At 70.5% G+C, this 25,812-nt stretch carries 26 protein-coding genes and 1 tRNA gene; 9 read left to right on the forward strand and 18 right to left on the reverse strand.

All coding sequences use genetic code 11. From position 1 onward, the window contains the following. On the reverse strand, positions 1-2,834 hold a 2,834-nt coding region (locus tag I6A81_RS09720), incomplete at its 3' end, for an NACHT domain-containing protein (protein WP_203010158.1). A gap of 217 nt (positions 2,835-3,051) precedes the next feature. Then, positions 3,052-4,038: a helix-turn-helix transcriptional regulator gene (locus tag I6A81_RS09725; RefSeq protein ID WP_202999310.1), complete on the reverse strand. Its 987-nt coding sequence runs from the start codon at positions 4,036-4,038 to the stop codon at positions 3,052-3,054. A 136-nt stretch (positions 4,039-4,174) separates the two neighbouring features. Between I6A81_RS09725 and I6A81_RS09730 the strand changes: the two genes are divergently transcribed. Both I6A81_RS09730 and I6A81_RS09735 read left to right on the forward strand, forming a co-directional pair. Next, the gene (locus tag I6A81_RS09730) at positions 4,175-4,570 is read left to right on the forward strand and encodes a RidA family protein (protein WP_202999386.1); all 396 of its coding nucleotides are present in this window, start codon (positions 4,175-4,177) and stop codon (positions 4,568-4,570) included. A gap of 221 nt (positions 4,571-4,791) precedes the next feature. Then, positions 4,792-5,277, forward strand: a complete 486-nt coding sequence (locus I6A81_RS09735) for a DUF488 domain-containing protein (protein WP_202999311.1) — start codon at positions 4,792-4,794, stop codon at positions 5,275-5,277. Positions 5,278-5,306: 29 nt separating this feature from the next. Here the strand turns inward: I6A81_RS09735 and I6A81_RS09740 are convergent, their stop codons facing one another. Next, the gene (locus I6A81_RS09740; RefSeq protein WP_238428132.1) at positions 5,307-5,972 is read right to left on the reverse strand and encodes a DUF6629 family protein; all 666 of its coding nucleotides are present in this window, start codon (positions 5,970-5,972) and stop codon (positions 5,307-5,309) included. A 256-nt stretch (positions 5,973-6,228) separates the two neighbouring features. Here I6A81_RS09740 and I6A81_RS09745 point away from each other — a divergent pair, with 256 nt between their 5' ends. Continuing rightward, positions 6,229-7,383 carry a phosphotransferase gene (locus I6A81_RS09745; protein ID WP_307874561.1) on the forward strand — a complete coding sequence of 385 codons (1,155 nt, stop codon included), beginning with the start codon at positions 6,229-6,231 and terminating at the stop codon, positions 7,381-7,383. Between the two features lie 241 nt (positions 7,384-7,624). Here I6A81_RS09745 and I6A81_RS09750 read toward each other — a convergent pair whose 3' ends face one another. After that, positions 7,625-7,951, reverse strand: a complete 327-nt coding sequence (locus tag I6A81_RS09750; protein ID WP_202999313.1) for a rhodanese-like domain-containing protein — start codon at positions 7,949-7,951, stop codon at positions 7,625-7,627. Between the two features lie 82 nt (positions 7,952-8,033). On the opposite strand from I6A81_RS09750, the gene I6A81_RS09755 reads away from it, so the two are divergent. Next, complete coding sequence (locus I6A81_RS09755; protein WP_238428146.1) at positions 8,034-8,612, forward strand: TetR/AcrR family transcriptional regulator; 579 nt, start codon at positions 8,034-8,036, stop codon at positions 8,610-8,612. 174 nt (positions 8,613-8,786) lie between these two features. Here I6A81_RS09755 and I6A81_RS09760 read toward each other — a convergent pair whose 3' ends face one another. From I6A81_RS09760 to I6A81_RS09780, 5 genes are all read right to left on the reverse strand, one after another. Beyond that, positions 8,787-9,824, reverse strand: coding sequence for a MerR family transcriptional regulator (locus I6A81_RS09760; protein WP_202999316.1), 1,038 nt, complete (start codon positions 9,822-9,824; stop codon positions 8,787-8,789). Next, positions 9,818-10,675 (reverse strand): HEAT repeat domain-containing protein, encoded by an 858-nt coding sequence (locus tag I6A81_RS09765; RefSeq protein WP_407661280.1) that lies wholly within the window; start codon positions 10,673-10,675, stop codon positions 9,818-9,820. Before I6A81_RS09765 ends, I6A81_RS09760 begins: the two co-directional genes overlap by 7 nt. Before the next feature lie 262 nt (positions 10,676-10,937). Further along, complete coding sequence (locus I6A81_RS09770) at positions 10,938-11,423, reverse strand: nucleoside deaminase (protein WP_202999317.1); 486 nt, start codon at positions 11,421-11,423, stop codon at positions 10,938-10,940. A 114-nt stretch (positions 11,424-11,537) separates the two neighbouring features. Further along, complete coding sequence (locus I6A81_RS09775) at positions 11,538-11,996, reverse strand: hypothetical protein (protein ID WP_238428133.1); 459 nt, start codon at positions 11,994-11,996, stop codon at positions 11,538-11,540. A 144-nt stretch (positions 11,997-12,140) separates the two neighbouring features. Further along, positions 12,141-12,368, reverse strand: a complete 228-nt coding sequence (locus I6A81_RS09780) for a hypothetical protein (RefSeq protein WP_202999319.1) — start codon at positions 12,366-12,368, stop codon at positions 12,141-12,143. 73 nt (positions 12,369-12,441) lie between these two features. Between I6A81_RS09780 and I6A81_RS09785 the strand changes: the two genes are divergently transcribed. Further along, positions 12,442-12,939: a hypothetical protein gene (locus I6A81_RS09785; protein WP_202999320.1), complete on the forward strand. Its 498-nt coding sequence runs from the start codon at positions 12,442-12,444 to the stop codon at positions 12,937-12,939. Between the two features lie 419 nt (positions 12,940-13,358). Here I6A81_RS09785 and I6A81_RS09790 read toward each other — a convergent pair whose 3' ends face one another. From I6A81_RS09790 to I6A81_RS09810, 5 genes are all read right to left on the reverse strand, one after another. Next, positions 13,359-13,784: a type II toxin-antitoxin system VapC family toxin gene (locus I6A81_RS09790; RefSeq protein WP_202999321.1), complete on the reverse strand. Its 426-nt coding sequence runs from the start codon at positions 13,782-13,784 to the stop codon at positions 13,359-13,361. Then, positions 13,781-14,020 carry a type II toxin-antitoxin system Phd/YefM family antitoxin gene (locus I6A81_RS09795; protein ID WP_238428134.1) on the reverse strand — a complete coding sequence of 80 codons (240 nt, stop codon included), beginning with the start codon at positions 14,018-14,020 and terminating at the stop codon, positions 13,781-13,783. Before I6A81_RS09795 ends, I6A81_RS09790 begins: the two co-directional genes overlap by 4 nt. 265 nt (positions 14,021-14,285) lie before the next feature. Next, positions 14,286-16,490, reverse strand: a complete 2,205-nt coding sequence (locus I6A81_RS09800) for a GmrSD restriction endonuclease domain-containing protein (protein ID WP_202999322.1) — start codon at positions 16,488-16,490, stop codon at positions 14,286-14,288. A 104-nt stretch (positions 16,491-16,594) separates the two neighbouring features. Continuing rightward, entirely contained in the window at positions 16,595-17,284 is a 690-nt protein-coding gene (locus tag I6A81_RS09805; RefSeq protein ID WP_202999323.1) for a hypothetical protein, read from the reverse strand. Between the two features lie 432 nt (positions 17,285-17,716). Beyond that, positions 17,717-17,790, reverse strand: a tRNA-Ile gene (locus I6A81_RS09810). Between the two features lie 691 nt (positions 17,791-18,481). Between I6A81_RS09810 and I6A81_RS45475 the strand changes: the two genes are divergently transcribed. Together I6A81_RS45475 and I6A81_RS09820 are read left to right on the forward strand one after the other, a co-directional pair. Beyond that, the gene (locus tag I6A81_RS45475) at positions 18,482-18,841 is read left to right on the forward strand and encodes a hypothetical protein (RefSeq protein ID WP_202999325.1); all 360 of its coding nucleotides are present in this window, start codon (positions 18,482-18,484) and stop codon (positions 18,839-18,841) included. Between the two features lie 174 nt (positions 18,842-19,015). Further along, the gene (locus I6A81_RS09820) at positions 19,016-19,984 is read left to right on the forward strand and encodes a TIGR03621 family F420-dependent LLM class oxidoreductase (RefSeq protein ID WP_202999327.1); all 969 of its coding nucleotides are present in this window, start codon (positions 19,016-19,018) and stop codon (positions 19,982-19,984) included. Between the two features lie 125 nt (positions 19,985-20,109). Here the strand turns inward: I6A81_RS09820 and I6A81_RS09825 are convergent, their stop codons facing one another. Continuing rightward, complete coding sequence (locus tag I6A81_RS09825) at positions 20,110-20,865, reverse strand: SDR family NAD(P)-dependent oxidoreductase (protein WP_202999329.1); 756 nt, start codon at positions 20,863-20,865, stop codon at positions 20,110-20,112. A 52-nt stretch (positions 20,866-20,917) separates the two neighbouring features. On the opposite strand from I6A81_RS09825, the gene I6A81_RS09830 reads away from it, so the two are divergent. Next, positions 20,918-21,682: a sugar phosphate isomerase/epimerase family protein gene (locus tag I6A81_RS09830; RefSeq protein WP_202999331.1), complete on the forward strand. Its 765-nt coding sequence runs from the start codon at positions 20,918-20,920 to the stop codon at positions 21,680-21,682. A gap of 25 nt (positions 21,683-21,707) precedes the next feature. On the opposite strand, the gene I6A81_RS09835 is transcribed toward I6A81_RS09830, so the two are convergent. Then, positions 21,708-23,249, reverse strand: coding sequence for a class I adenylate-forming enzyme family protein (locus I6A81_RS09835; protein ID WP_238428135.1), 1,542 nt, complete (start codon positions 23,247-23,249; stop codon positions 21,708-21,710). Then, positions 23,249-24,043: a class II aldolase/adducin family protein gene (locus I6A81_RS09840; RefSeq protein ID WP_202999333.1), complete on the reverse strand. Its 795-nt coding sequence runs from the start codon at positions 24,041-24,043 to the stop codon at positions 23,249-23,251. The genes I6A81_RS09835 and I6A81_RS09840 overlap by 1 nt, the downstream gene beginning before the upstream one ends. Before the next feature lie 89 nt (positions 24,044-24,132). On the opposite strand from I6A81_RS09840, the gene I6A81_RS09845 reads away from it, so the two are divergent. Then, positions 24,133-24,681, forward strand: coding sequence for a TetR/AcrR family transcriptional regulator (locus I6A81_RS09845; protein ID WP_202999335.1), 549 nt, complete (start codon positions 24,133-24,135; stop codon positions 24,679-24,681). Positions 24,682-24,869: 188 nt separating this feature from the next. Here I6A81_RS09845 and I6A81_RS09850 read toward each other — a convergent pair whose 3' ends face one another. Then, a complete protein-coding gene (locus tag I6A81_RS09850; RefSeq protein ID WP_238428136.1) occupies positions 24,870-25,787 on the reverse strand; it encodes an ADP-ribosylglycohydrolase family protein in 918 nt (305 codons plus the stop codon). Positions 25,788-25,812 lie beyond the last annotated feature (25 nt).

Genomic DNA, 25,812 nt, shown 5'->3' on the forward strand with positions numbered 1-25,812 from the left:
TCGCCGCCCGCGGAGAACACCAGATCCCGCACGGCGCCGTCGAGTTCGGGAAGCGGCCCGAGGAAGACCGGGCCGTCGAAACCGCGCGGGTCCCACACCAGGGCCTCACCGCCGTCCAGCCTGACGGCCAGGACCTCGCCGTCGACGGAGAGCACCGGGTCCCCCGACGCGGTGTCGTCGAGCCCGTGAAGGAGCCTGGGAGGGCCGGAGCCGCTCAGGTCCCACACCAGCGTCTCACCGTCGACCAGATTCCCCTCCTCGTCGGCCAGCCTGACGACCAGGACCTCGCCGTCGGCGGAGAACCTCCAGTCCCACACGCCGTCGTCGAGCCTGAGAAGGAGCCTCGGCGGGCCGGAGCCACTCAGGTCCCACACCAGCCCCCCGCCGTCGGCCAGCACGACGGCCAGCACCTCGTCGTTCGGGCTGAGCTCGACACCCACGACAGGGCCGCCGAGGTCGAGGGCCCTGGCGGAGGCATCGATGGGGCGGGTGAACGCGAGCGTGATCGCGATGGCGGAGGCCGCGGCGGTGGCCACCAGTCGGCGGGGGACGGCGCGGGGGACGGGTGAGGCTGGTGGCCTCGTCCGGGTGTGGCCGGTGAGCGCCTGGTTGGCGAGTCGCTCCTGGAGACGGACGTGGCGGAACTGGTAGGTGCCGCCGGCCTGGCGGAGCAGTCCTCGGTCGCGGGCGTCGGTGAGGAAGTCCAGCAGCCGCCAGGGAAGATGACCACCGGCCGCGAGAAGCAACCGCGCGATGAGGAAGCGGGGCCAGGCGCGGGTGAGCAGGACCAGCACGGCGAACGCGGCGCCCGGAAGCAGGCAGGCCAGGCCGAGGAACGCGACGACGCCGATCTGGTCGTCCCAGGCACGGGTCCGGTCAAGGACGAGGGAGGCGACACCGCCCAGGTCGGGTTCTCCGGGCCGGCCAGGCCAGCCGGTGACGACCCGGCCCAGCAGGCCGCCAGCGAACTCGCCGGTGGCAAGGGCGGGAAGGGCGATGGCGACCGTCAGGCCGGCGGCCAGCGCGCCGGCCAGGGCGGAGCGGCGGTCCTGGCGCAGCAGGCTGGCGGGGCTGGCGTGGCCTGGCCGTTCGGGTGGGGCGTCGAGCCAGTTGTGGGCGGCGATCGCCAGGCCGGCGAGGATGGCCAGCGCGACGGCGACGCCGCACGCCTCGAAGAACAGCAGGAAGTTACGGGTGGTCCATCCGCCGGCGGCGGTGACGATCACGACGATCGCGGTCAGTGGCAGCCCGGTCAGGATCCCCGTCAGCGCGAATCCGGTCGCGAAGCCGCGGCGCAACCGGCCCAGCGAGCCGTCGACCGCGAACGACAGCCGTCCGGGCGCTCTGGCCGGGGAGGCGTACCAGACGATCAGGGACAGCACCGCGAACCCCGCGCCCGCGATTGCGCCGATGGCCAGCGGCCCGCCGACGTCGGTGGGCCCGTCGGCGCGGGCGGCGACGGTGGCGACCAGGGTCATCACCGCCACTCCGGTGACGATCCCCAGGGCGGGAATCGCCCACGCCGACAGCAGACGGGACGGCATCTGCCACCAGGCCAGATCACGGTCGCGGTGCTGGTGAACGTAGCGGGCGAGGAACATCAGCCAGCGGCGGGCACGCTCGGCGTCCCACCGGCCGTTCGCGGCCACGGGCTGTCCGGAGGGCAGCCGGTCAGGGGCGTAGGCTGCGTCGATCACCAGGTCGGTGAGCCGGTCCTCGACCGCGTGCCGGCAGTCATACCTCTGGGGGTCGAGCAGCTCGCCGGGGTCGCCACCGCACCTCTGGTACACCAGGCGGGCTATCGACACCATCAGCGGTGTGGACAGCGCGGCTCGGACCGGGCTTTCCGCGCGGTCCGAGTCCCGTAGCCGCGCGAAGACGCGTTCCCAGCTGGTCCCTTCCGGCCAGTCCACCGCCGTCAGGTAGGCGATCACATCCTCGGCGGGCAGGGGCGCGACCTCGACCACCGGGGCGCCGCGCAGCACCGGGGCGCCGCCCTCGATGACGTCCTCGTACTCGGCGGCCCGGCAGGTCACCACGACCGGCCGCTCCCGGCCCACCGTCTGGTTGACCGCGCGGACCGCGCTACGCCGCGCGGACTCGGGGATCTCGTCGAGCCCGTCGAGCACCGGCAGCAACAGGCCCGCGTCCCACAGGAGGCGCGGGACCTCCGGCCTGCCCGAGTAGTAGGTGACGGCCAGGTCGCGCACCAGCCACCGGTCCAACGCCTCGGTCACCGGATCCCAGGAGGACGCCGACACCAGCACCGGAACCGGCCCGCCGGCCTCCCGCCGGTCCAACAGCCCGAGGGTCAGCAGGATCGCCAGCACCGTCTTGCCCGCTCCCGGCTCGCCGAGCACCACCATCCGCCCGCTTGGCACCAGCTGGTAGCCGTCAGCGAGCCGACGGGTCACCTCCTCGAACCTGCCCTCCAGCCTGCCGTCCAGGCGTAGCCGGGTCACCCGCCCGGCCGCGTCCCGCGTCGCCGTCGCCCGCGGGTCGGCGACCTCACGGCGGGTCGCCGACCAGCTCAGTGGGAGAACGCCCGGGTCCCGCAGCCGGCGGGCCGCCGCCTCCTCCACCCACTGCCCGCGAAGCGTCCCCGTCAGGTCGTCGGCGAGTTCGGCGAGGTCGCGCCGCGGCCGCTCCCCGGACCGCAGGTAGTCCGCCACCGCCAACGCCAACCCGGCGATCGTCACGAACAGGCCCGCGATCGCCGCGATGTCGACCGCGTTCTTCGAACCGGCGTGCACCATCACCGCCGCGAGCCCCGCGGAGCCCAAGCCGAGTCCGCACAGCGCCACAAGACGCACGCGGCGCCAGACCCCCGTCATGGTCACGCAGCTTAGATCTGATGGACACGTACAGTCACAAGACTCGCGGACTGCCGATGGTGTCAGGAACAGGACCCATTGACGTGACGGTCTCGGCGAGGTCGCCAGGCTCACCGGCAACGCCCCGAAACTCGCCGCAAAGAAAGAGAACCACTATGCGCTGATGCCCGGGAGTGCCACTCGTCGCGGAGAACGGCGCCGCGGACCGTGACGCCGCTCAGCGCAGGCGCGAGGACGGCATGCCGTAGCGGGTGGCGATCGCGGCGGCGCGGTCGTGCAGGGAGGTACGCAACCACCGCGGGGCCAGGGCCTCCGCGTTCGTGGCGAGCTGCCACAGCGCCCATTCGGCGTGTCTCGGATCCTGGAAGGTCACCTCCAGCCGCAGCCAGCCGTCCGCGTCGACTTCTTCGGCGCGGACGGCCAGCGCGGTGCCCACCAGGTCTTCCCGCCGCGCCGGGTCCACCCGTACCAGCACGGTGACCTGGTCGCCGCCGGTCCGGAACCGCGTGCCGCGTTCCTGCCAGGCGCGGTCCAGATCGACCCGGTCTGGCCGCTGCGCGGGTTCGGCGAGTTCCTCGGCAGCCAGGACGCGGGACAGCCGGTAGGTGCGGTCCGCGCCAGATCTCGTGGCCAGCAAGTAGCCCTGGTCGCGCACGGTGACCAGGCCTATCGGGTCCACCGTGCGCCATGTCGGGGTCTGGCCCGCGGCCGCGTAGTGGATGCGCAGCTTGTGGCCGGCGAACACCGCGCGCCGGACCTCGGCCGCTACGGTGTCGGGCACCTCCTCAGCGACCAGCCGGCGTGAGAGGAGGTCGGTCTCCGGGTCGATGAGCAGTCGCTGGGCCGCGCCGGCCGCGGTGTCCCGATAGCTTTCGGGCAGCGCGTCAACCACCTTGAGCATCGCCGAAGCGAGCGCCGACCCGAGGCCGAACGCCTGCGCGCCGCGCCGTGATCCGGCGACCAGCAGGGCAAGGGCCTCGTCGTGGTTCAGTCCGGTGAGCTCGGTGCGGAAACCGGGCAACAACGCGAACCCGCCGTGCCGGCCGCGTTCGGCGTAGACCGGGACGCCGGCCGCGGACAGCGCCTCGATGTCGCGCAGCACGGTGCGGGTGGATACCTCCAGCTCGCGGGCCAGCGCGGCCGCGGACAGCCGACCATGCTGCCGCAGCAGCAGCACCAGCGAGACCAACCGGTCGGCGCGCACACGAAAACTCTACCGGAATACACGACACAGGATGTCATGTATTGCTGGGAGGCTTCTCGACAGGACGAAAAAGACGGTGGCTACCGAGTCGATGGGCGTTCGTCCTGTCAACGAGTCGAAGGGAGTCAAGATGGCAATGGAGCGAACGGCGGTCAATCCGTGGGCGTGGTCGGTGGAGATGGGGTACAACCAGGGTGAGATCGTCTCCGGGCACACCCGGACCCTGTACTGCGCCGGGCAGACCGCGATGAGCGGTGACGGCAAACCCCAGCACGCCGGTGACATGGCGGCGCAGTTGGCGCTGAGCCTCAACAACCTGGAGGCCGTGCTCGGCGAGGCCGGCATGTCCCTCGCGAACCTCGTCCGGCTCAACGTCTACACCACCGACGTGGATCGACTCTTCGAGCACTACGCAGTGCTGGCCTCGCGGTTGGGCGCCGCCGAGATGGCACCGCCCACCACGATGCTCGGCGTCGCACGGCTGGCAATCCCCGACCTGATGGTCGAGCTTGAAGGGACCGCCGTCGCGTGACGCGACCTCGCCACCGCAGGCAGGCCGCCGGTTGGACCGGCACGAGTAGTGCCGTGACCGCCAACGCCGACCCGCCGCGCAGGATCGCCGACAGCGCCCCGGAAAGGTGGCGGACAAGGCCAGGTCGCGACCTCCAGAAAGCAAAGAACGGCGATTGTCTCCGGCGCCGGGACAGGACGAACCCTGGCGGGCCGCGGTGATGGGCAGGTGGGTGATTTCCGGTGCTCAGGATAGTGACGATCGGCGTCTACGGCTTCGGCGGCGATTCTTTCCTGCAACGGCTGCGGCACGCGGACGTTCGCCTGCTGCTCGACGTACGCCAGCGCCGCGGTGTCCGCGGGCCCGAGTACGCCTGGGCGAACTCACGCCGGCTGCAGGCGGCCCTCGCCCAGGCTCGGATCGCCTACGAGCATCACCCCGAGCTCGCCCCAACCACCGAGTTACGCCAGCTCCAGTACGCCGAGGATGACCGTCAAGGGGTCGGCAAGCGCTCGCGCCGCGTACTCGCCGCGGAGTACACCCGCCGCTACACCAACGAGATCCTCGACCGCGCCGACCTCACGCCGATCGTGTCGGAGCTGCCGAGCAGCGGGACCGCGGCTCTGCTCTGTGTCGAGCGCGACCCCGAGGCCTGCCACCGTTCGTTGATCGCCCAGCGGCTGATCGAGCGGCACCACGTCACGATCGAACACCTGCGCCCGTCGTGACTCGTGAACTCCCAGGGCACGGTCGGCATTCAGCTGGCTGACGCGGGGGCACCGCGGCTGGTGGCCGGGCCGGCCGACCGGAGATACCCGGCCACAGCAGCGCTTGTCACGGCGGCCCAGGCGCACCACAGCGAGGTGACAGCGTCAGTCGCGATCCAGGCCAGCAGCGCGACCGCGGCCAGGTTGATCACGCCGAACCAGCGCAGGAACCGCTGTCCGGAGACAATCAGCGCACCGCACGTACTGACGAGATACAGAGCGATGACCACCGCTCCGGCCGGCAGATGCACGTGATAAACGATGTGATGGCCCTCTGGGCGCGCCGTGAAGGGCTCCGTGACAAGGGCCGCCGCCAGCCATATGGCGCAGAGCACGCCGGCGACAAGCGTAACGATCTCAACCGCCCGAAGCATTGGCGCGTCTTCCAGAACCAACACCATGACAGGCACGTACACCGGCAGGACGACGAAGGCGACGCCCAGGTAGAGCGCGGTCGCGACCGTCTGGACCACGTCACCGACGTCGCCGCGCAGCCCCCACCAGACGAACGCCTCGACCAGCGTGTGCCCGGCGAGCAGGAGCGGCAGCGCCGCCAGCGGCCACTGCGCGCCGTTCTGGACATGACGGGCGGCGTCGACGCCGATACCACCAATCACGACGGCGGCCACGACGTCGGCCTCCGGGGAGAAACACATTCCGGCCCCCGTCCGCGGTTCACACCCGCCCCTGCCGCCTCGGAGTATCTCCTGGTGGCTCGGGCCTCGACAATCTCGGCGGCGGCGTCCTGGACCGGCCGCGTCGGCGGCTGGTCAGCTCCTGGCCGCCCCCGATCTTCCGAACGCCCGTGGGAGGGCCCCACCGGATCAGCTCGCGAAGGCGGGGCCCGCCCTTGTCGGGATCCTTACCCCGCTCCGAATTCCCGTGCCTGCCAGGCTCCGGCATGATGCTCAGGTGCTGAGCGTGCCGCGGGCCTGGTCGGACGTGACCCCACAGTGGATGACGGCGGCTCTCGCCGCCGCGTGCCCCGGCGCCGCGGTCGCGGCGGTCGAGATCGACGACCTCGCCGACGGGACGAACAGTCGAGCCCGGGTGCGGCTGCGCTACGCGTCAGGCGGCGGCCCGGAACGGGTGTTCGTCAAGCGCGAGGGCCGGATGCTCAACCGGCTCGCGCTGACCGCCCTGGGCGCCCGGGAGGCCGAGGCCCGCCTGGCCGGTGCCGGGCCGGACCTGCCGCTGGAGCATCCCGCCTTCTACGCCGCCGCCGTCGACCGGCGCAGGCTGGCGACGGTGACCGTGATGGAGGACGTGACGCTGCGCGGAGCGCGGGCGAACGTCGCCACCGTCCCCCTGGAGGTCGACCAGGTGCGCGACGGCCTGCTCGGCCTGGCCAGGCTGCACGCGGCCTACTGGGAGAACTCGCTGCCGGGGCCGCTGGATTTCGTGCGTCCCTGGCGGCTCGGGCGGGTCTGGGCGCCGGTCTCCTGGGCGAGCCTGGCACGGGCGCTGCGGCTGCTGCGGTCCGGCGGGCACGACCGGCTGATCCCCGCCGGCGTCGACGCGGGTGTCGTCGAGCGGGGATTCCGCGGCTGGGCGGCGCTGGCGGCGGCGTACCCGCGGACGTTGCTGCACGGCGACCCGCACCTGGCCAACACCTACGCCCTGCCCGGAGGCGTCACCGGCTTCTACGACTGGCAGCTGGTCCGGGCCGGCAACTGGTCGCACGACGTCGGGTATTTCCTGGTCTCCTGCCTGAGCACCGCCGACCGGCGTGACCACGAGCGTGATCTCCTGGGCGACTACCTGAAGGAACTCGCCGGCCAGGGGGCACCCGGCCCGGGGCTCGACGAAGCCTGGGACCTGTACCGCCAGACGCCGGTGTTCGGGCTCGGCACCTGGCTGCACACGCTGTCCGGTGGCGGCTTCCAGCCGACCGACGTGTGCCTGGCGGTCATCGAGCGTTTCGCCACCGCGCACGCCGACCACAGCGGCGCGGTCACGCCACCGCGGCGCCGGTCGCGCATGGCGTTGCCCCGGCCCCGCACCCCTGGGTCCGCTCAGCCTGTCCCGACGAGCCCGACGACATCCACCTCCACCAGCGACCGGTGACGCCGGATCAGCGCGAAGCCGACGCCGGGACTGACGGACGGGCTCCGCGCCACGACCTGACCGGCGGTCGAGCGGTCGAGCGGTCGAGCGGTCGAGATTAGCCGCGCAACGGCAGCGGCCCGGCAGCGAGCAAGCACTCGCACCGGCATCGCCGGGGCAGGCAGATCCTCCGCCGGAGCCTCGGAGGTAGCGCCGCGCGCCACCTCCGAGGCCTCGCCGCCGACCGTCACGAAACGAGGAGCTAGGCCGATTCGGTGGGCAGGCCGGCCGCCACCCAGTCCTCGATGCCCTCGCGGTACTTGCGGACGTTGGAGTAGCCGAGCGCGGTGAGCCGGTCGGCGACCTGCCCGCTGTTCGGGCAGGAGGGGCCGGTGCAGTAGGTGACGATGGCGGCGCCACGGTCCGGCAACGCGGCGGACGCCCTCGCGCCGACCTCGGCCGGGACCAGGGGCAGGGCCCCGGGCAGGTGCCGCTTGGCATAGTACTCGCCGCCCAACGCGTCGACGACGGTCACGTTCCCGGCGTCGATCGCCGCCTTCAGCTCTTCACGGGTGATGAGCACGGTCATGCCACTACCTCCAAAGGAATCGGACTATAGTCCGGTTGTGCAGGAGAACCTTAGCGGACCACAGTCCGCTTACGCAACCCCGTTGGAGCTGCTCCGTACCCCGCCGCCCAAGGAACGAGCCGACGCCGCGCGCAACCGGACGGCCGTGCTGGACGCGGCCGCCCGGCTGTTCGCCGAGCACGGGGTGGCGGCGGTCTCCATGGACCAGATCGCCGCGGCCGCCGGAGTGGGCAAGGGCACCCTCTTCCGCCGCTTCGGCGACAAGGCGGGCCTGGCGGTCGCGCTGCTCGACACGCGGGAGCAGGTGCTACAGGAGGCGATCCTGCACGGGCCACCGCCGCTCGGCCCCGGCGCGCCGCCCGCCGAACGGCTCACCGCGTTCGTCGACGCCTACCTCGACTACCTGCTCGAGCACCTGGACCTGGTACGGATGTCGGAAACCGCGGCGCCCGGCGCCCGCTACCGCATCGGGGCCTACCGGTTCTGGCACCGGCACGTGGCCATCCAGCTGGGCGACGCACCCGACCCGGACCACGCCGCGCACACCCTGCTCGCCGCGCTGGCCGCCGAGCACGTGGCCGCGCTGCTGCCCGAACTCGGCGAGCCACGCATCAGAACCGGCCTACGCCGCCTCGCCGAGAACTACAACGCACGTCGCTAAGGAAGCGGGTCCGGGGAGGAGCGGAGTGGAGTCGGGGGAAATCCCCGCCCCGCCGGGTGAGGCTTCCCTGCTCGACCACGCAAACCTCGATGAGGGCGAACCTCACCGCGCCAGGCAACGGCCACCCGCCGAGCTGGCCCGGCCACGGTGCCGAGGCGCCTCGGTCGCGCGCTTTCAGGAATCCCTGTCGCCTCGGTCTTCGGAGGACCGCTCTTCGACAACGTCGACGAAGACCGAGGCGACGAGGGCGACCATGCGGTCGCCGTCGTGAGTCAGTTGGCGCAGAACCTCCCGCGCCGCGGTCCCCGGCAGCTCGACCAGCGCCTGGGTCAGGCGTATCCGCACCGCGGAGTCCGCGCCGGGCGCGGCGAGCTCGTCGACCAGCGCGCCGATGATCCGGTCCGCGCAGTCCGAGTCCAGGGACAGCGTTCCCAGGACCTCCGCCGCCTCGACGTCGCCTGCGCCCTCGACCACCATGGCGACGAGTGTCGGCACGGCGGCGGTCACGCCGTGCCTTCCCAGCGCCAGCGCGGCGTGCCGGCGCACCGTTGTGTCCGGGTCCCCGAGCGCGTCCGCGAGCACGGCGGTCGCACCCGGGGACCCGGACATCTCGGCGATCGCCAACACCGCGCGCTGCCGGATGCCGACATCCCGCGAGTGCACGCCGGCGGCCAGCGCCGCCACGCCGTCGGCGCCCGATCGGGCGAGCGCCCAGCGCAGAGCGCCCGCGACGTTGGGGTCGGACTCGGCCAGGACCGCCCTGGCCAGCAGCTCGGCGGGAACGGACACGCCCTCGGGTCGGGCCAGGACGGCCTGCTGCCTGCGTGTGGCGCTGGTCGAGTCGAGCCCCTGGATGAGTTCGACGATACGCAGTACGCCCTGCCAGTTGGTGGGCGCCGACGCGTCGATCGCGCGGAGCCGCTCGAGCAGCTCCCGTTCCCGCTCCAAACGGTCTTCGGTCGACCGGATGAGGTCGCTGACCAGGGCGGACGGCGAGAAGGCCGGGTCCTCCAGCGCCCGCCCGACCTGCTTGAGCGAGAGCCCGAGAGACCGCAGGCTCTCCACATGGAAGATCCTCCGGACGTCCTCGGCGGAGTACTCGCGGTAGCCGCCGACGGTGCGACCGGTCGGTCGCACCAGCCCGAGGGCGTCGTAGTACCGAAGCATCCGGGTGCTCACCCCCGAGTGGCGGGCCACGTCGCCGATCAGCAATCCACTGCCTCCGCGGCCTCCATCGACTCGGCCGTCTCCGCGGGTTCGCCGATCTCCGCGACGCCGGCGGTCTCCGCGGTCTCGGCGGCCTCCGAAGTCTCGATGGCCTCCGAAGCCTCGGCGGCCTTCGAAGTCTCACCGACTCCCGGCGCTGCCGCGGCAGCGGCAGCGGCGGCGGCTCGTTCCGGGCCGAGCGCGATGACCCGCTTCGCCTCGTCGATGGCCGCGTCGAAACCGGCCTCCGGGTCCTGGCGGAGCAACCTGGTGGCGCGGGCGTGCGCGGCCACGGCCGGGTCGGGATCCGCCGTGGCCTTCTCCAGGGCGGGCTCGACCACGTCGCCGAGGTCGACGAGCGCGCGGCTCAGGCTCAGCCGCACAGCGCGGTCGCCGCGGCCCAGCTGCGCAACCAGTTCGTCGGCCAGGTCCTTCTTCTCGTCCTCGGGCACGAGGGCGACCGCGAGGCGCCACGCGGTGCGCGCGACCTCGTCGTCGGCGTCACGCAGCATGTCGCGTGTGATCCAGGCCCACGCGCCCCTGTCGCCGATCTTGCTGAGCGTGTGCAACGCCTGGCTGCGAGCCTGAACGCGCGCGGAGTCGAGTTCCCGGCGGATCCGGGGCAGGGTGATCTGCGGCGAGAGGCGGGTCAGCGCCCAGGAAAGCATGTCTCGCACGAAGAAGTCCGGCTCGACCGCGCACCGCTCGACGAGCGTCTCCAGGAGGCCGGGGTCGGGGTTCGAGCCGACCGCCAGGGCCGCCTGAAGCCGGACCGATGGGTCCTTGGCGCCCAGGGCGTTGGCCACGCGGGTGTTCTGCGGGGTTCCGTCTGTCGTGTTGATCGGACCACCTCCCACTCCCAGTGGAAGCCCTATCACCGTGTCAAGGTCAAGCCCGTGACCAGCGGTTCACAAGATCGCCTGACTCGGGTGCGTCGGCATGGTGGATGACGGTATGGGACACCGCACAGGTGCCGGTGGAGCGCGGGAAGGCGGCCTCGGCGCGGGTGCCCCTCTCTCGCTCGAACACGGGCGACTCTCTCGCTCGAACACGGGCGACGCGACCTGATGCTCAATGTCGGGTGGGGCTTCGTGAGCTTCCGATCATGCCGCCCGGGTTCTACCGGAGGTGGGGGAAACGGGCGCGGTGCAGGCTCCGGACGATCTCGGTGAAACTCTCCACGGGGCCTTCCACGACGGCCCCTGGCACGACCCGCGAGATTGGTAGCGCCGCGACCGGCGCCGGTGGAACTCCCCATTCTTCGAGCCACGAGACCAGCTGGCCGCTGGACGCCGCGTAGACGATGCGCCCCAGGCCAACCCAGCCGTGGCTCGCGGCGCACATGGGGCAGTGCTCGCCGGATGTGTACACGGTCGCCGCCGCTCGTTCGTCCGGCGTCAGGTTCTCGGCGGACCACCGGGAGATCTCGAACTCGGGGTGGCGCGTGGCGTCCCCGTCCTTGACCCGGTTCCGGTCCTCGAACAGGACCGCGTCATCGCCTGACACGAGCACGGAGCCGAATGGCTCGTCACCATCCTCCAGCGCCTCGCGCGCCAGTTCGACACACCGTTGAAGGTGAACAAGATCGGCCGCGGTGATGGTCATCCACTGATCTTCCCGCCTCGCCTCGCCTGGCCTGTCATGACCCGCCCGGCCACCACGTCGCTCCTGATCGATCTCCGGCGAGACAAGGGCTCCCGGTCAGGCGGCGCGCCGTCGTCAGGGGCGGTTGAACGCCCACGCGACGAGCAGGGCCAGACCCGTGGCGACCAGCACCAGCGCCACCCCGCCGAGAAAGAAGAACCCGACCGTCTTCAGCAGCGCCACCGCGACCGGGACGGTGGCGGCTAGAACGAGGAAGCCCCGGGCGGTGACCGGAGCCCGCAGCAGCGTCAGCCACGTCCTCGACGCGCCGTATCCTTCCTCGCTCAGGTCCGCCAGCGCGGCCGGGACCAGCCGCAGCGTCCCCCAGGACAGCGCGGCGAACGCGACGGACAGCCCGAGGGCGTATAGGAAACCGATGGCGCCGCCGAACGCGTCGAACGACGCGCCGGCCCCGATCGCGGTACAGACGAACGCGAGGTACCAGGGCACGGTGCGGTCCTGTCGGGCCTGGACGGCCAGCCGGCGGGCCTGCGCCATCCGCTCGGCGCGCCGACCGCCTCCCGCGGAATCCATGACGTCCATCGCAGACCCCTTCCCTCCACGCTCGTGAACCCTCGGATACTCGACGTCCATCGTCTCGCCCCGGATCCGGGAACGCAGGACATCGCCGGATTCGACGGGCCATCAGGCCCGCCGAGGGTCCGGTCTTGGGATGACTTACCGGCCGAGTTGCCGGTTGAGCTCCTCAAGCATGTCAATGATTTCCAGTCTGCTGGTGCCGGCTGGCGTGATCCGCGTCGTGCCGTAGGCGAGCTCGGCCAAAGCCGAGCGCGCGGCGGCAAGCTCGGCCGCGGTGACGTCCAGTTGGTACCAGGAGGCGTTGGTCGCCGGGACGGCCTCGTCACGCAGCCGCACGGCGACGGCCCGCGCCGTCTCGGCGCCCACGCCCGTCCGGATCCTCCACTCGTCGTCTCCAAGGTCGTCCAGGGCAATGTCGACGGCGCGCGAGAATGGGTCCGTGTCCGATCTGGCCTGGGACGACGTGCGCATCCTCTTTGATCCTGAACTGAATGGGACCTTGCCCGATGTGGCCATCGACCCGGCCGGCGTGGACGACTGGCAGGCGATCTTCGACCTGATCCGGGCTCGGAACTGGGTTTGCGAATACACGGAGGGCTCCGCGGCGCTCGCCCTGCCCTCCGCCGGGGAGATCTTCACTCGGCACGGGCGGGAGTCCGTTCTGTTGAAGATGTGGCCGACCCCGGATGTCCAGGTGAACTTCTGGCCGATGAGCGCGGACCGTGTCGATTTCGATGTCGACCTTCGAGAGCTGCAGGGCCAGGACCGCTTGGACGATCTGTGCGAGCTGCTGCGAGTACTCGGGCGCCTGCTGGGCAAGCCGGTAGTGATGACGGCGGAAGGTAACTACCAGGACCGGCTACTCGGATACGACGTCGAAGCGGATCGGGTTGTTCTGCTGGTTGATCCGACCGCCGGCTTCGCCCCTCGGCCGTAGGCGGCCCGGCAGCCTGGTCAAGGCATGCGGCTGCCAGCGTGGCTGCCAGAAACGATCAAAGGCCAACGGAGCTGATCAACATCAGCCCTGTTGACCTGCAAGAACTACACAGTGCAAGCGTTGGGCGGGTGGGGCTCGAACCCACGACCGGAGGATTATGAGGACTATCCGGCTTAGCGGTGTGCTGAGCTGCATAGATACACCTCATACGCCACCGTGCGTCGTCGAATACTCCGCTGTACGCAGCCCCGGCGTGGGCGTCCAGAGGTGTCGGACATCACGTCGCGCATCCGGGCGTTAGACCTGATCCGCCGAAGGGTCATCAGACGGTCCTGTTTGGGATCGACCTCGGTTCCGAGGACGTGAGCGCGCCTGGTTCTGCGCCCGAGGTTCTGTACCTCCCGGCTTGGTGTCCCTGCCTACAGATGGGAGGTCCAAGGGTTGACGAGTGGGACCCGCATGGGCGCGAAGTCGGACTCGTTGCGGGTGACAAGCGTGAGGCTGTGGACCTGGGCTGTGGCGGCGATGAGCGCGTCGTGGGCTGGGCGTCGGTCGGGCACGTGGAGTCGTGCTGCCGAGTCGGCGACGGCTTGGTCGACGTCGAGCAGGCGGCCCGAGTATGCCGGGAGCACGTTCTGATCGAGCCATGAGTCCAGGATGGCTGCCTGTTGCGCGTCGTGCCGTCGTTTGTTCTCGATGCCTGCGCGCAGCTCCAGCAGGGTGATGACGGAGAGGTAGGTGTCTGATGGCGACAGGGTGTCGGCCCAGGCGTTGAATCGGTCATCTCTGCGTTTCGCGGGCTTGCGGAGCTCGGAGATGACGTTGGTGTCGAGTAGGAAGGTCATAGGTCGACCTCGCGCAGGGAGTCCCGCGGACGCACCGGCTCGAAGTCGATCTCCTCGTCGAGGACGAACGCATCCCCCAGGCTGCCTGCACTGCCCGTGAGCCGCTGGTAGTCGGCGAACGACAGCAGCACGTGCGAGGGTCGTCCGTGGTCTGTGATGATCACAGGGCCGCTGGCGGCAGCTCGTTTGACCGCGCTCACGTCCCGGTTGAACTCTCGCGACGAGACCATGGTCATCGCGACCACCTCCCCGGTAGGTACGTACCTACACTACCCGCTGCGAGGTGTCCCGCTTCGGTCGTCCGTGGAGATCGCCTCCAACGCCCCGACCGCGACGACTGTGACCTCAGGCCATAGGCGCGACCCAGACGGCAGCCTTGCTACAGATCGGGTGGCTGTCGTCCGCAGCGTGCCCTCCAGAGGGCAACTGACGGCACGGCTCAACCACGAGGAGGTCGCACAGACAGTTGCCCGGTTGATCGAGATCCGTCGATGGCACTTCTCACCCGTTCTGCCCTACGCCGGACGACAACAGGTATCGGGCACGCGTCGCGAACAGCGTGTCGTCCGTTCGTTCCACGCGCCAGAACCGCCAGTCGCCCGGGTTGGGCGCTCCGGTGGCGGCCTTGGCCGCGGCGCTCAGCGAGCGATGGATCTTGCCGGAAGCCGTGCGAATCCGGCCGTCGGCTGTCAGCGTCGCAGGGAACATCTGACCGTCGCGACGCCCAACGAGCCGTTCGTCGGCGCGCAGGAGGCCAGCGTCGATCAGTTCCTTCAGCGTCACGTTGTACCGCTGCCGCCGCCGGGGCGCATCGTCGTCAACATCGCGCCCGCCATCACCGCGATCATTGCCGACCGCCGTGACGGGCGATCGGGTGCTGGACGAGAGGGGCAGACCGAGTGACTCCGGCGACCAGATCCGTTCGGCCATCGCCCGATACAACCGGCCGCGGGCATTGACGACCGCCTCTGGGGGGTCGCCGACATCGTAGGGCCGAAACAGCTCGGTCAGCCCCTGCTCTGCGATGAAGGTGCTGAAGCGTTTGTGTCCGCGGCTCCGGTAGATGTCCGGGTGCAACGAACCAGCCAAAACATTGGACCGAAGGTACGACGCGAGCTTTCTTTCCAGCGGCAGGCCACCGACGCTGGCGTTGTCCGACCCGTCGAGCAGGACAAGGCCACCAAGCCGTGACCGCATGCGCTCGAAGTCCGTGGCGGACGTTGCCTGCGCCGCGTAGGTGCCGGCGCCGCTGCTCTTCGTGAACAAGTGTTCAACCTCGAAAGGCCGTCGACCTTGCGCCACCGCCAGCAGGTGCTCCACGTTCTCGCTATGGCCGGTACCTCCCGCCAGCCACACGGTGAGTCTGGCGAGGAGATACAGCACGAAAGACCGGTTCCCGCCCTGCAGGTAACGTAGCTCGGGCATTTCGACGAGATGGACGTACCAGCCGGCTGCTGCCTCGCCGAGCACATGGCCCAACTCATCAGCGGTGCGGGTCATCCGTACTCGGCCGAGCAGCGCCGACACCAGTTCGTCGAGCTCGCTCGGGCCGTAGGGCAGCTGCCGGACCCCGCGGGTGACGACGAATAAGTCAAGGAACCGGGCCACCAGCTCGGCCTTACGAAGTACGGATGGCTCCGGCTCGTTCGGCTCGGCGGCGGCTAACGCAAGGTCGAACTGGCGCGGTATCCGGTGATAGGTATTATACCAGATCGCTTCCTGGCCCGGACGGAGCTGGCTCGTCGCCTCCAGCATCGCCACATAGGGCCGCGAAAGCGGCTCGAAGACATCGGTGAAAAGCCTGACCCGTCCGTCCCTCTTCCGGTTCTGACCGATAGTTTCGGCATTTTCGTGGAGCCATTCGTGTGGAGCGCTCTCCAGCAGCTGGCTGGCATCGGCGGCGGGAGTTACGTACTTGGCGCGCACCACCGCGCGCACGAACTCCAGCGGGGCGTCCCGGTCCGGGCCGTGCAGCTTGTCAACCATATGCTGCCACCGCAGGTCGAGCTGGTAAGGATCGCCGGGCGCGTCGGCGAGCAGGTAGTTCTTCAGCAGGTCCAGCGGGGCGAGATGTTTGCCGCGGTCATTCATCGCGGAGAACATCTCCTTGCCGCGGGTGGCGTCGCCGGCGTCGAGCTCGACGAGCGAGACCCGGTCGAGAAGCCAGCGGGCGAAGTACGGAAGCGCGTCCTGCTTCAGGTCCTCCGGCCAGCGAGTAAGCAGATGCTCCGCGGCCTCGTGCAGCCGCCGCACATCGGCGGGCACACCGTCGCTGGTAAAAGGGCGGTCGTTGGCGAGCTGGTCAAAGAACTCTGCATACCGGTCGACGCGGACGGCGAAGTGCTGGCCGCCATGGTCCTCGCCGCGCATAAGCAAGCGAACCGCCGCATGTAGGTGTCCAGCGTCGTGCCGGTACTCAGTCAGAGTGCCCAGCCTGATCAGCATCAGCAGTAGCGTGATGACCCGCTGCTGACCGTCAGCAAGATATATCCGCCCATTCTGGCGATAGATAATAATGGAGCCGAGAAAATAGGGATCGTAAAGCTTGGTATCCTCCTCCAGATGTGTCTCGTACCACTGTGCGGTGAACTTCGCCGCCAGATCGTCGACCAGTTTCTCGACCTGTACGATTTCCCAGGCGTAATCACGTTGGAAGGAGTCGAGATAGTAGGTCCTGCCGTCGAATAGCTTCCGGACCGTCAGCACTGCGGGCTCTACCAGCGGTTTTGCGACCGCAGGTAGGCGTGCCATTCTCGGCACCGGCCTCCGGCTCGGTGGTCTCGTCGTGGCCACGGTGGCTCTTTCCGCCGTCAAGGCAGTTTGACGACAGCCCTGGCCACCACGACCGGACGGCCGCCACCGGACCAGGTGAAGCCGGGCCGCACTACCCGGACGTCCGCGCCCGCGTCGAGGTTGGACGCGCCGACGGCCTCATGTACGTCACCGTCGAACAGGGTCCGCTCACCTGCCCGTCCGATTGGTGTGAGTCGGCGGCGACCGGCCTCATCGAGCAGCCAGCTCACGAGATCCGGCGCCGCTGCTCCGGCAGAGGCGAGCTGCGCAGCGTAGCCGACGATGCCCGCCACCAAGGCAGCCTTCTCCTGTTCACGCTGCTCGGTCCAGCTGATCTGGGAGCGTGGGCCGGCGATGGCAGAGCGGACGAGATTGTCGGTGACGTTGTCGGCGAAGGCCCCAATCAGCCAGGCTGGCCCGCGCCGGCCTGCGTAGGCTACTAGCGCGTCGAGGGAGACCTTGGCCGAGTGTGCAGCTGGAGACCACTCATACAGCGCCGGCTGCGGTTTGGAGACATGTGGATGCGTGCGGAACAGCGGTCGCAGGCGCTTCCACTGGCGGTCCACGTCGTCGACAGGTACGCCGGCGTCGACCAGGACCGCGCGTATCTCCTGTAGCCGCACCGGCCGATCGGCCCGCCTGATCACTTCGATGAACGCAGAGCCAGCGTCGTCGACGAACTGCTTTGCGAGAATCCGGTCGCCCATCGAGACCTCACCCCAGTCGGAATCATGGCGCCGGGATGAGGAAACAGCCCGACCTTCAGCTCCCGATACTAGGAAGAGCGGTGCGATTCCGCCGATTTTTCCGCCCCATGGTTCGCCGCTGCGACCACCTGCCGGGAATTTGAGCTTTGAGGAGATTTGACCGGTTGGCGATGCTTCGCAACGACACGCTCGTCGTCGTACTCGGGGTTGCGGCGCTGCCAGCGCGCGTCCGGGGCGTCGAGGGATCTTGACAGTCCCCCGCTGTACGAGCGCTGTCGGACGCAGTACCCGCATATTGCCTGATGACGGGACGCGCAAGCCTCGAGCCAAGGCTGGACGCGGGCTGCCGAGTTGGACGCCTGGTCCGACCGCCAGGTGACGATATTGATCCACATCGAATGCGTTGACCTGCGGGAACATCAGAGGTGAGCGTGGGGCGGGTGGGGCTCGAACCCACGACCGGAGGATTATGAGTCCCCTGCTCTGACCGGCTGAGCTACCGCCCCAGGCTTCCGTAGCCTACCGACTACGGCCGACTCATGCCGAATCCGCCTGCCCCGCAGGCGTGGTCCACGGCCGCGCGGCCGGCGCTCTGCCGGGCGGTGCCGGCTCGTGCCGTCAGGTGTCGGTCAGTTCGTGCCCGGTTCGTGCCTGGTCGACCACCACGACAGAAGCCACGATGGTCACCGTCGGTGACACATCCCATCAATTCAAGCGAAACGCGTTTCTCCGAGATGGCCCTCACCCAGGCACCTGGGACCACAGGCAAGCCCACCCGTCACCCACTGCTCGGCGAGGCTCGATCTTCCTGAGCGGATACCCCGGCCGCACACCACAGGCGCTGGTCACAGCGTGTCAGGAATGCTTCGGCTTCATCGCCTTGCGAGACGCGGAGGACGCTTCGGAACAGGCGGCGTCAGCCTCCCGAACACGCCTCATTTCCGGCCGGACTAGCGGCGCCGTCGCAGGGCAAACCGTGCATCTTCCGATGCGGCGCCGGGTCCCGGGCCACGAGCGTCTCCTGCGAGGCGACCAGGATGCTTACGCTTCGACGGGGCGCTACGCCAGCTCGGTGTCCCGGGCGGCCTCGTCCCGGGCGGCCTCGCCAGCCTGCTCGCCCCAGGATGGGTCTGACACCCGCTCGCCGCCGCGGCAATGATCTCACGCTCGTCGGCGGCGAATGGACGATCGACGTCCATGTCCGGCGGCGACCTCGCCGAGATGCTGGGCCAGCGTGACGCGTTGATCCACGCGCGGCGCGCGCTGCCCCCGCCAGCGGGCTGTGCTGGTGTTGCGATATGCCGAAGACCTGCCGAGGCGGACGTCGCCGCCGCGCTTGGCTGCTCGGTCGGCACCGGCCCGGGCTTGGCGATGGACCCTGCCGACGCCCGGCCCACCGGGCCGCTCATCTTCGAGGTCCGGATCTCGCCGCTTCGAGGTCCGGATCTCGCCGCGCGTGGCCCTCACGATCGGCGGCCAGCCTACTTCCATCCGTGTTGCCCCGATCTTGTCACCGTAGTGCTTGTGAAACCTCTGAAGGCCGCCGTCGGGTCGTGATATCCGGAACCTTCAGAGCTGGCTGTCCCTGTCCCCTTCACGTCCGGGACCGCCACGCCGCTCAGGACGGCCCGGCCACACGACCCCAGCCCTCCAGATCCAAACGATCACATAAGTCCGGCTGGAGTGCTAATCGTGGACCGGCGGCAGTCCCGTACTCTAGGATTCAGAATCGTGACGAGTTCAAGAGCATTCCGATTCGCGGTGCAGGCGACCAAGGCGCGTTCCGGCGGTGAATGGCGAACGCTCGCCCGCCAGATCGAGGATCTGGGATTCTCGACGCTCTTCCTGGCGGACCACTATCTGGGTCGCGGGCCCGCGAGCAAGGAGGCCCGCCAGCCGCCGCAGCACCTTGCGCCGATCACCGCGATGGCCGTCGCCGCGGCCGTGACCGAGACGCTGCGGATCGGCTGCCGGGTCTTCTGCGTCGATTACCACGTGCCGGCTGTGCTGGCGAAGGAGGCGGCCACCCTCGACCTGCTTTCGGACGGCCGGCTGGAGTTCGGCATCGGCGCCGGCTGGAGCGCGCCCGAGTACCGGGCGATGGGGCTGGAGTTCGCGCCGGGGCCGCGGCGGATCAGCAAGCTCGAGGAGGTGATCGCGCTGGTCAAGGCACACTGCTCGGGCGAGGACCTGGACCAGCACGGCGAGTTCGTCGAGGTGAGTGGCTACGCCGGGCTGCCCCTGCCCGTGCAGCGGCCGCACCCGCCGATCATGATCGGCGGCGGGAAGAAGCGGGTGCTGTCGCTCGCCGGCCGGCAGGCCGACATCGTGAGCATCGCGAACGTGCCGTTCACGCCCGTGAACGACGACGGACTGACCCCGCACCAGGAGGCGGAACGCCGGCTCGGGTACGTCCGGGACGCGGCCGGCGAGCGGTTCGGCACGCTCGACGTGGAGGGTTCGCCGTTCTTCACCCGGGTGACCGACGACCCGGAGGGCGCGCTCGTGCCGGTCGCCGAGGCGATGGGCATGCCGCCGTCCGAGCTGCGCAGCCACCCGAACGTCCTGGCCGGCACCGTCGACGAGATCGTCGACCTGCTGGAGCTGCGGCGGGAGACCTTCGGGGTCAACTACGTGAGCGTCCAGCAGGCCGACGCGGAGGCCTTCGCGCCGGTCGTCGCCCGGCTGGCCGGTAAGTAGGAGGGCCAAAGGGCGTGCGAAAATGATCTTCTTCGCACGCCCGGCCGGGGTCCCTGCCGGATCGCGCAGCGATCTGGGAGGTCTGCGAGCAGGTCCGCTGGGAGGTCCGATTGTCCCAGGATCACTCAGCGGGCCGTGTAGCCGCCGTCCACCGGGAGCAACGTGCCGGTCACGAAGGACGACTCGTCGCTGGCCAGGAAGAGCGCGGCGGCCGCCAGCTCCTCCGGCATGCCCCACCGCTTCATCGGCTGCGGCGGGATCAGGTCGGCCGGCGGGGTCGAACCAGGCTCGCCGCCGGCGAGGCCCGTCCAGATCATGCCGGGGCAGATCGCGTTCACCCGCACTCCCTGGGTGGCGTAGTCGAGCGCGGCCGTCCTGGTGAGCTGCACGACCCCGCCTTTGGCAGCGGCGTAGACCGCCTGGTGCTTCAGCCCGACCAGGCCGGCGACGGACGCCGTGTTGATCACCGAGCCGCCGCCGGAGCGCAGCATGGCCGCGATGCCGTGCCGCATGCCGAGGAAGACGCCCTTGAGGTTGACCGCGACGACGTCGTCGAAGATCTGCTCGTCGAAGTCGGCCAGCGGTCGGCGCGGGCCGCCGAAGCCGGCGTTGTTGAAGAGAACATCGAGCCCGCCGAATTCGCGCTCGGCAGTCTCGATCATCCGCGCGACGTCGTCGTTCCGTGACACGTCGACATGAACAGCGACCGCCGTATCACCGATCTCGGCGACGACTTCCTTCTCTTTCCCGCTGATGTCCGCGCACACCACACGGGCGCCTTCTCGCGCGAAGAGGAGGGCTGTCGCGCGCCCTATTCCTGAACCGGCGCCGGTGACCACGGCGACCTTTCCGGCAAGTCGACCCGTCTTTTCGTCGCTCATAGGGGAAAGTGTAGTACAACGGTATAGCTGAGGTCGATTTCGAGGAGGAGACATGGCGACGGTCGAGCTCGCGCTGAGCCCCGACACGATGTGGGACGTCGATATTGACGCGATGGCCGGCGCGACCCGGGCGGCCGGCTTCTCGGCGCTCGGGCTCGCGATCATCGGCGGGGTGGACGAGAAGGCCGCGGCCGCGCTCGACACGTCCGGGCTGCGCTGCCACGAGCTGATGGCGCTGCTGTTCACCGGGCGGGAGGACGTCGTACTCCGGCACGCGGCCAAGCTCGCGGGCGTCGCGGCGGCCGTACGGGCCGAGTGGATCGTGGCCACGTTCCTCGCGCCGCTGGGTGGGCAGTCGCTGGACCTCCTCAAGCGCAGCACGGACATCTTCGCCGAGGCGGGGGCGCGGCTGGCGGTGGAGCCCAGTCCGCTCGGCGGGGTGGCGTCGATCGACGACGCGCTCGAGGTGGTCGAGGCCGCGGGCCCGGACCGGGCCGGGGTGCTGATCGACAGCTGGCACTTCTTCCGCGGCGGCGCCCCCTGGGAGCAGCTCGAGCGGGTCCCGCTCGACCGCGTCGCGTATGTACAGATGGCCGATGCGCTGCCGCCGGCCTCCGAGGACGCGGTGAGCGAGACCGCGAACCGGCGGGCGCTTCCGGGTCACGGCGTGCTTGACCTCGACCGGTTCGCCGGGACGCTGCGCGACCGCGGCTACGACGGGCTCGTCAGCGTGGAGGTGCTGAACGAGGAACTGCGCCGCGATCCGCTGAAGCTGCCGCAGGCAGCCATGGAGGCGACGGCGCCGTACTGGCGCTGAGGGCGGGCCGCTCACGCCACGCCGCTCACGCCGGGCCGATCCGGAACCGGCGGACCTTGCCGACGCTGGTGCGCGGCAGCTCGTCGATCAGGTGCCACTCGCGCGGGCGGGCGGCCGGCGGAAGATTGCCGGTCGCCCAGTCCGCCACCTCGTTCAGGTCGGGCGGGGCGCCCGCGTCCCGCGGCACGAGGTACGCCACGGGGACGACGTCGCGGGTCGGGTCCGCCTTGGCCACCACGGCGGCCTCCAGGACGCCCGGCGCCTGCGCCAGGACCGACTCCACCTCGGTGAGGCTGACGTTCTCGCCAGCGACCTTGATCACGTCGTCGACCCGCCCGACGAAGCGCAGCAGCCCGTCGGCGTCGGCCGCCACCAGGTCGCCGGTCGTGAACCAGCTCGTCCCGTCCGGAAGGTCGGTGAACGACCGGCCGGTCGTCTCCGGGTCGTCGAGGTAGCCCGCGAAGAGGTCCGCGCCGCGCACCCCGCGTACCCGCAGGATGCCGGGCGTCCCCGCTGGGGCGGGGCCGCCGTCCACGGGGTCGACCAGCGCGATCTCGCGGCCGCCGAGCGGCTCGCCGATCACGTCGTGCCGCAGCGGGACGCTGGTGTCGCCGGTGACCGCGGCGATGGTCTCGGTCATCCCGTACAGCTGGCGCGGCCGGCACCCGACGATCTCGGCGAACCGCTCGTAGTGCTGCTCCCCGAGGCTCTGCGCGAACCACACGTGCCGCATCTTCAGCGGCGGGAGCTCGCTCCCGCAGCGGGCGAGGATCATCCGGATCGGCGCCGCGAACAGGCTCGCGTGCGTCGCGCCGAGCTCGTCCGCCTGCCGGACCCAGCGGGACGCGGAGAACGTGTGGGTGAGCGCGACGGCGGCGCCGGTCGCGATCGCCGGGGCGAAGCAGTAGTACTGCGCGTTCGCGTGGAAGAGCGGCAGCGTGACGAGCCAGCGGTCCTCGGGCCGCAGGCCCACGGCCGCGGCCATGGCCACGCCGACCGTGTGGTAGTTCTCCTGCGTCAGCACGACGCCCTTCGGCTCGGACGTGGTGCCCGACGTGAACATCACCGCGAGCCGGTCCCGCGGGTCGACGCGGGCGGCGGCGGTGACTGGCTCACCGCCGGGCAGCGGGCCGCTCGGCGCCACGTCGGCGGCCGTCTCGGTGAGCTCGATCACCACCGCGACCGCGTCGGCGGCGCCCGCGCGGTAGGCGTCCGCCCGGGCGGCGGCACACAGGGCGACGGCCGGCCGGATCCGGCGGACCTGCGCGGCGATGTCACGCGCCGTCGACGCCGGGTCGGCGGGCACGATCCAGGCGCCCAGCCGGGCCGCGGCGAGCCAGGCGGCGACGAAGGCCGGGCAGTTGGCGAGCGCGAGGTGCACGCACGAGCCGGGCCCGACGCCGGCGGCCCGCAGCGTCCCGGCGGTCTCGGCCACGATCTGGTCGAACTCCTCGTACGAGTACGCGTTGATCGCGTGGTCGTCGCGGAAGAGAAGGAAGAGCCGGTCGCCGTGGTCCGCCACGGCCGCGGACCACTGTTCGTGGAACGTCGCGGAAGGCACTCGCATCAGTCCGCGAACGACGGGTCGAGCCGCTCGACCTTCCGCAGCAGCGCGGGCCACTCGCGGTCGTGCGAGCCGGCGAGGTCGCGCAGCCACTGACGGGCGGTCACCGCGACGACCTCCGGCGGCGGGACGGTGAGCGGCCGCCCGGTGGACAGCGCCAGGAGCTGCGCCCGCGCGGCCTTCTCCAGGTAGAAACACTCCGTGAACGCGTGCCCGACGCTGCGGCCGACCGTGATCGTCCCGTGGTTGCGCAGGACCAGGCCGGCGTGGTCGCCCAGGTCGCGGACCAGCCGCTCCCGCTCGCCCGAGGCGAGCGCGATGCCCTCATAGTCGTGGTAGCCGAGCCGGTCGTGGAAGCGCATGGCGTGCTGGGTCAGCGGAAGCAGCCCGTCGGCCAGCGCCGACAGCGCCATTCCGGCCTCGGTGTGCAGGTGCACCACGGCGTGGGCGTCCTCGCGGGCGGCGTGGATCGCGCCGTGGATGACGAAGCCCGCCGCGTTCGGCCGGAACGGGCTCTCGCCGATGACCACGCCGTCCTGGTCGATCTTCACCAGGCTGGACGCGGTGATCTCGTCGAAGCCGAGCCCGAGCGGGTTGACCAGGAAGTGGTGCCCCGGGCCGGGCACCCGCGCCGAGATGTGCGTGTAGATCAGGTCATCCCAGCCGAAGAGCGCGCACAGGCGGTACGCGGCGGCCAGGTCGCGCCGGATCCGCCGCTCCTCGGCCGACATCGGCCCGTCCTCGGCCACCCGCTCGACGGGCAACTCGAACGACGAGTATTCGGTGACCGTTGCCATGCCTGCCCCACCGCCCGCCTCAACTGAACTGTACGTACAGTTCACTCTGTCGACCAGAGGGCGCGGCGTCAACAGAAAGGAGCGCCAGCATGCCGGCACGAGCCGAGTCGGCGATCCTCGACGCGGCGTACGCGCTGCTCGTCGAACGCGGGCTCGAGGCCACGACCATCGAGGCGATCGCCGCGCGGGCGGGCGTGAGCAAGGTGACCATCTACAAGTGGTGGCCCAACCGCGCCGCCGTGATCATGTCGGCATTCCTGCGCAAGTCCGTCGATCTGCTGCCCTACCCCGAGCACTTCCATCTGGAGCAGGTCGAGGACCGCCTGCTGATGATGACCGCGGCGTTCCGGGGCGCGACCGGGACCGCGATGGCGGCGCTGATCGCCGCCGGCCAGTCCGACCCGCAGCTCGCCGAGGCGTTCCGCGACGGCTACATCAACGCTCGGCGGCGGGACGGCATCGCGATCGTGCGGGCGGCCGTGGAGGCCGGGGAGATTCGGCCCGCCAGTCCCGACGTGGTGCTCGACCTGGTGTACGCGCCGCTCTACTTCCGGCTGATGGTCGGACACAAGCCGCTGGACGAGGACGACGTGCGCGAGCACGTCCGGTTGGTGCTCGCGGCACTGCGCCCCGCCTGACGGGCATCCCGCGCACGACGAAGACCGCCGGAGATCCGGTGGCCTTCGCTGATCTGTAGCGGGGGCGGCTGCCGTCGCGGAACGCGCCGCCGACGACTCAGTAAACCGTGGCGGCCGCGGCCGTGACCTCGCGGACCCTCGGCCGTGCCGAGCGAACCGAAGCCAGCCCGGCGAGGTCGTGGAGAGGGCTAATGGCTGTCTTTCCCGCCGGCGGGGACGCTGGCCACGTCGGCCCAGTCGGGAAGTGGCTCGCAGGTCGTGGCCCAGTGGCCGGGAAGGCCCTGGGCGCCGACGTGCGCGGCGACGATCCCGCCGACGATCGCGCAGGTGGTGTCGACGTCCCCGCCGGTGCTGGCGGTCGTCCAGAACGCCTGCTCATAGTCGGCGAGATGGCGGGCGGCGGCCCACAGCGCGAACGGCACCGTGTCGTGCGCACTGGTGTTGCGCCCGTTGCCCAGCTCGCGGACCGCGACGTGCGCGTGCGGAACGTGCGCCAGGCCCCGGGCGGCCCAGACACCGTGACGCACCCGCCCGGGCGGCACATAGCCAAGGACCTCGTCGAGGAACTCCCGCGGCTCGGGCGTGCCGGGGCGGGTGGCCAGCGCGGCGGCCACGGCGACGGCGACCGCGCCGGCCACACCCTCCGGATGAGCGTGCGTGACCTCGGCCGACCTTGCCGCCTGCGCCGCGGCCTTCGCCGGATCGTCGCCGAACCAGGCACCGAGTGGCGCGACACGCATCGCGGCGCCGTTGCCCCAGGAACCCTGGCCATCGAACAGGCCGACGGCGAGCTCTCGCCAGGCACCGCCCTGTCGGATCAGTCGCAGCAGCCGGTTCATGGCTGGGCCGTAGCCGCGGTCAAAGTCGTGATGCTCGGCGAAACTCGCTGCCAGCATGTCCTGGTCGACACCGCCGTGCCGTTGCAGCACGGCGACGACGGAGCAGGCCATCTCGGTGTCGTCGGTCCACTGCCACGGCCCGGGCGGAAGACCACGTCGTGTCAGGGCATCGCGGTGAGCAGGCACGAAGAACTGCGACCCCAGCGCATCCCCCACAGCCAGCCCGTGCAGGGCGTCGAGCGCACGTACCCGCCGGTCGATCGTCATTACACCCATCATCACCGCCACCATC

Source organism: Frankia nepalensis (assembly GCF_016786325.1).
Taxonomy (GTDB): Bacteria; Actinomycetota; Actinomycetes; order Frankiales; family Frankiaceae; genus Pseudofrankia; species Pseudofrankia nepalensis.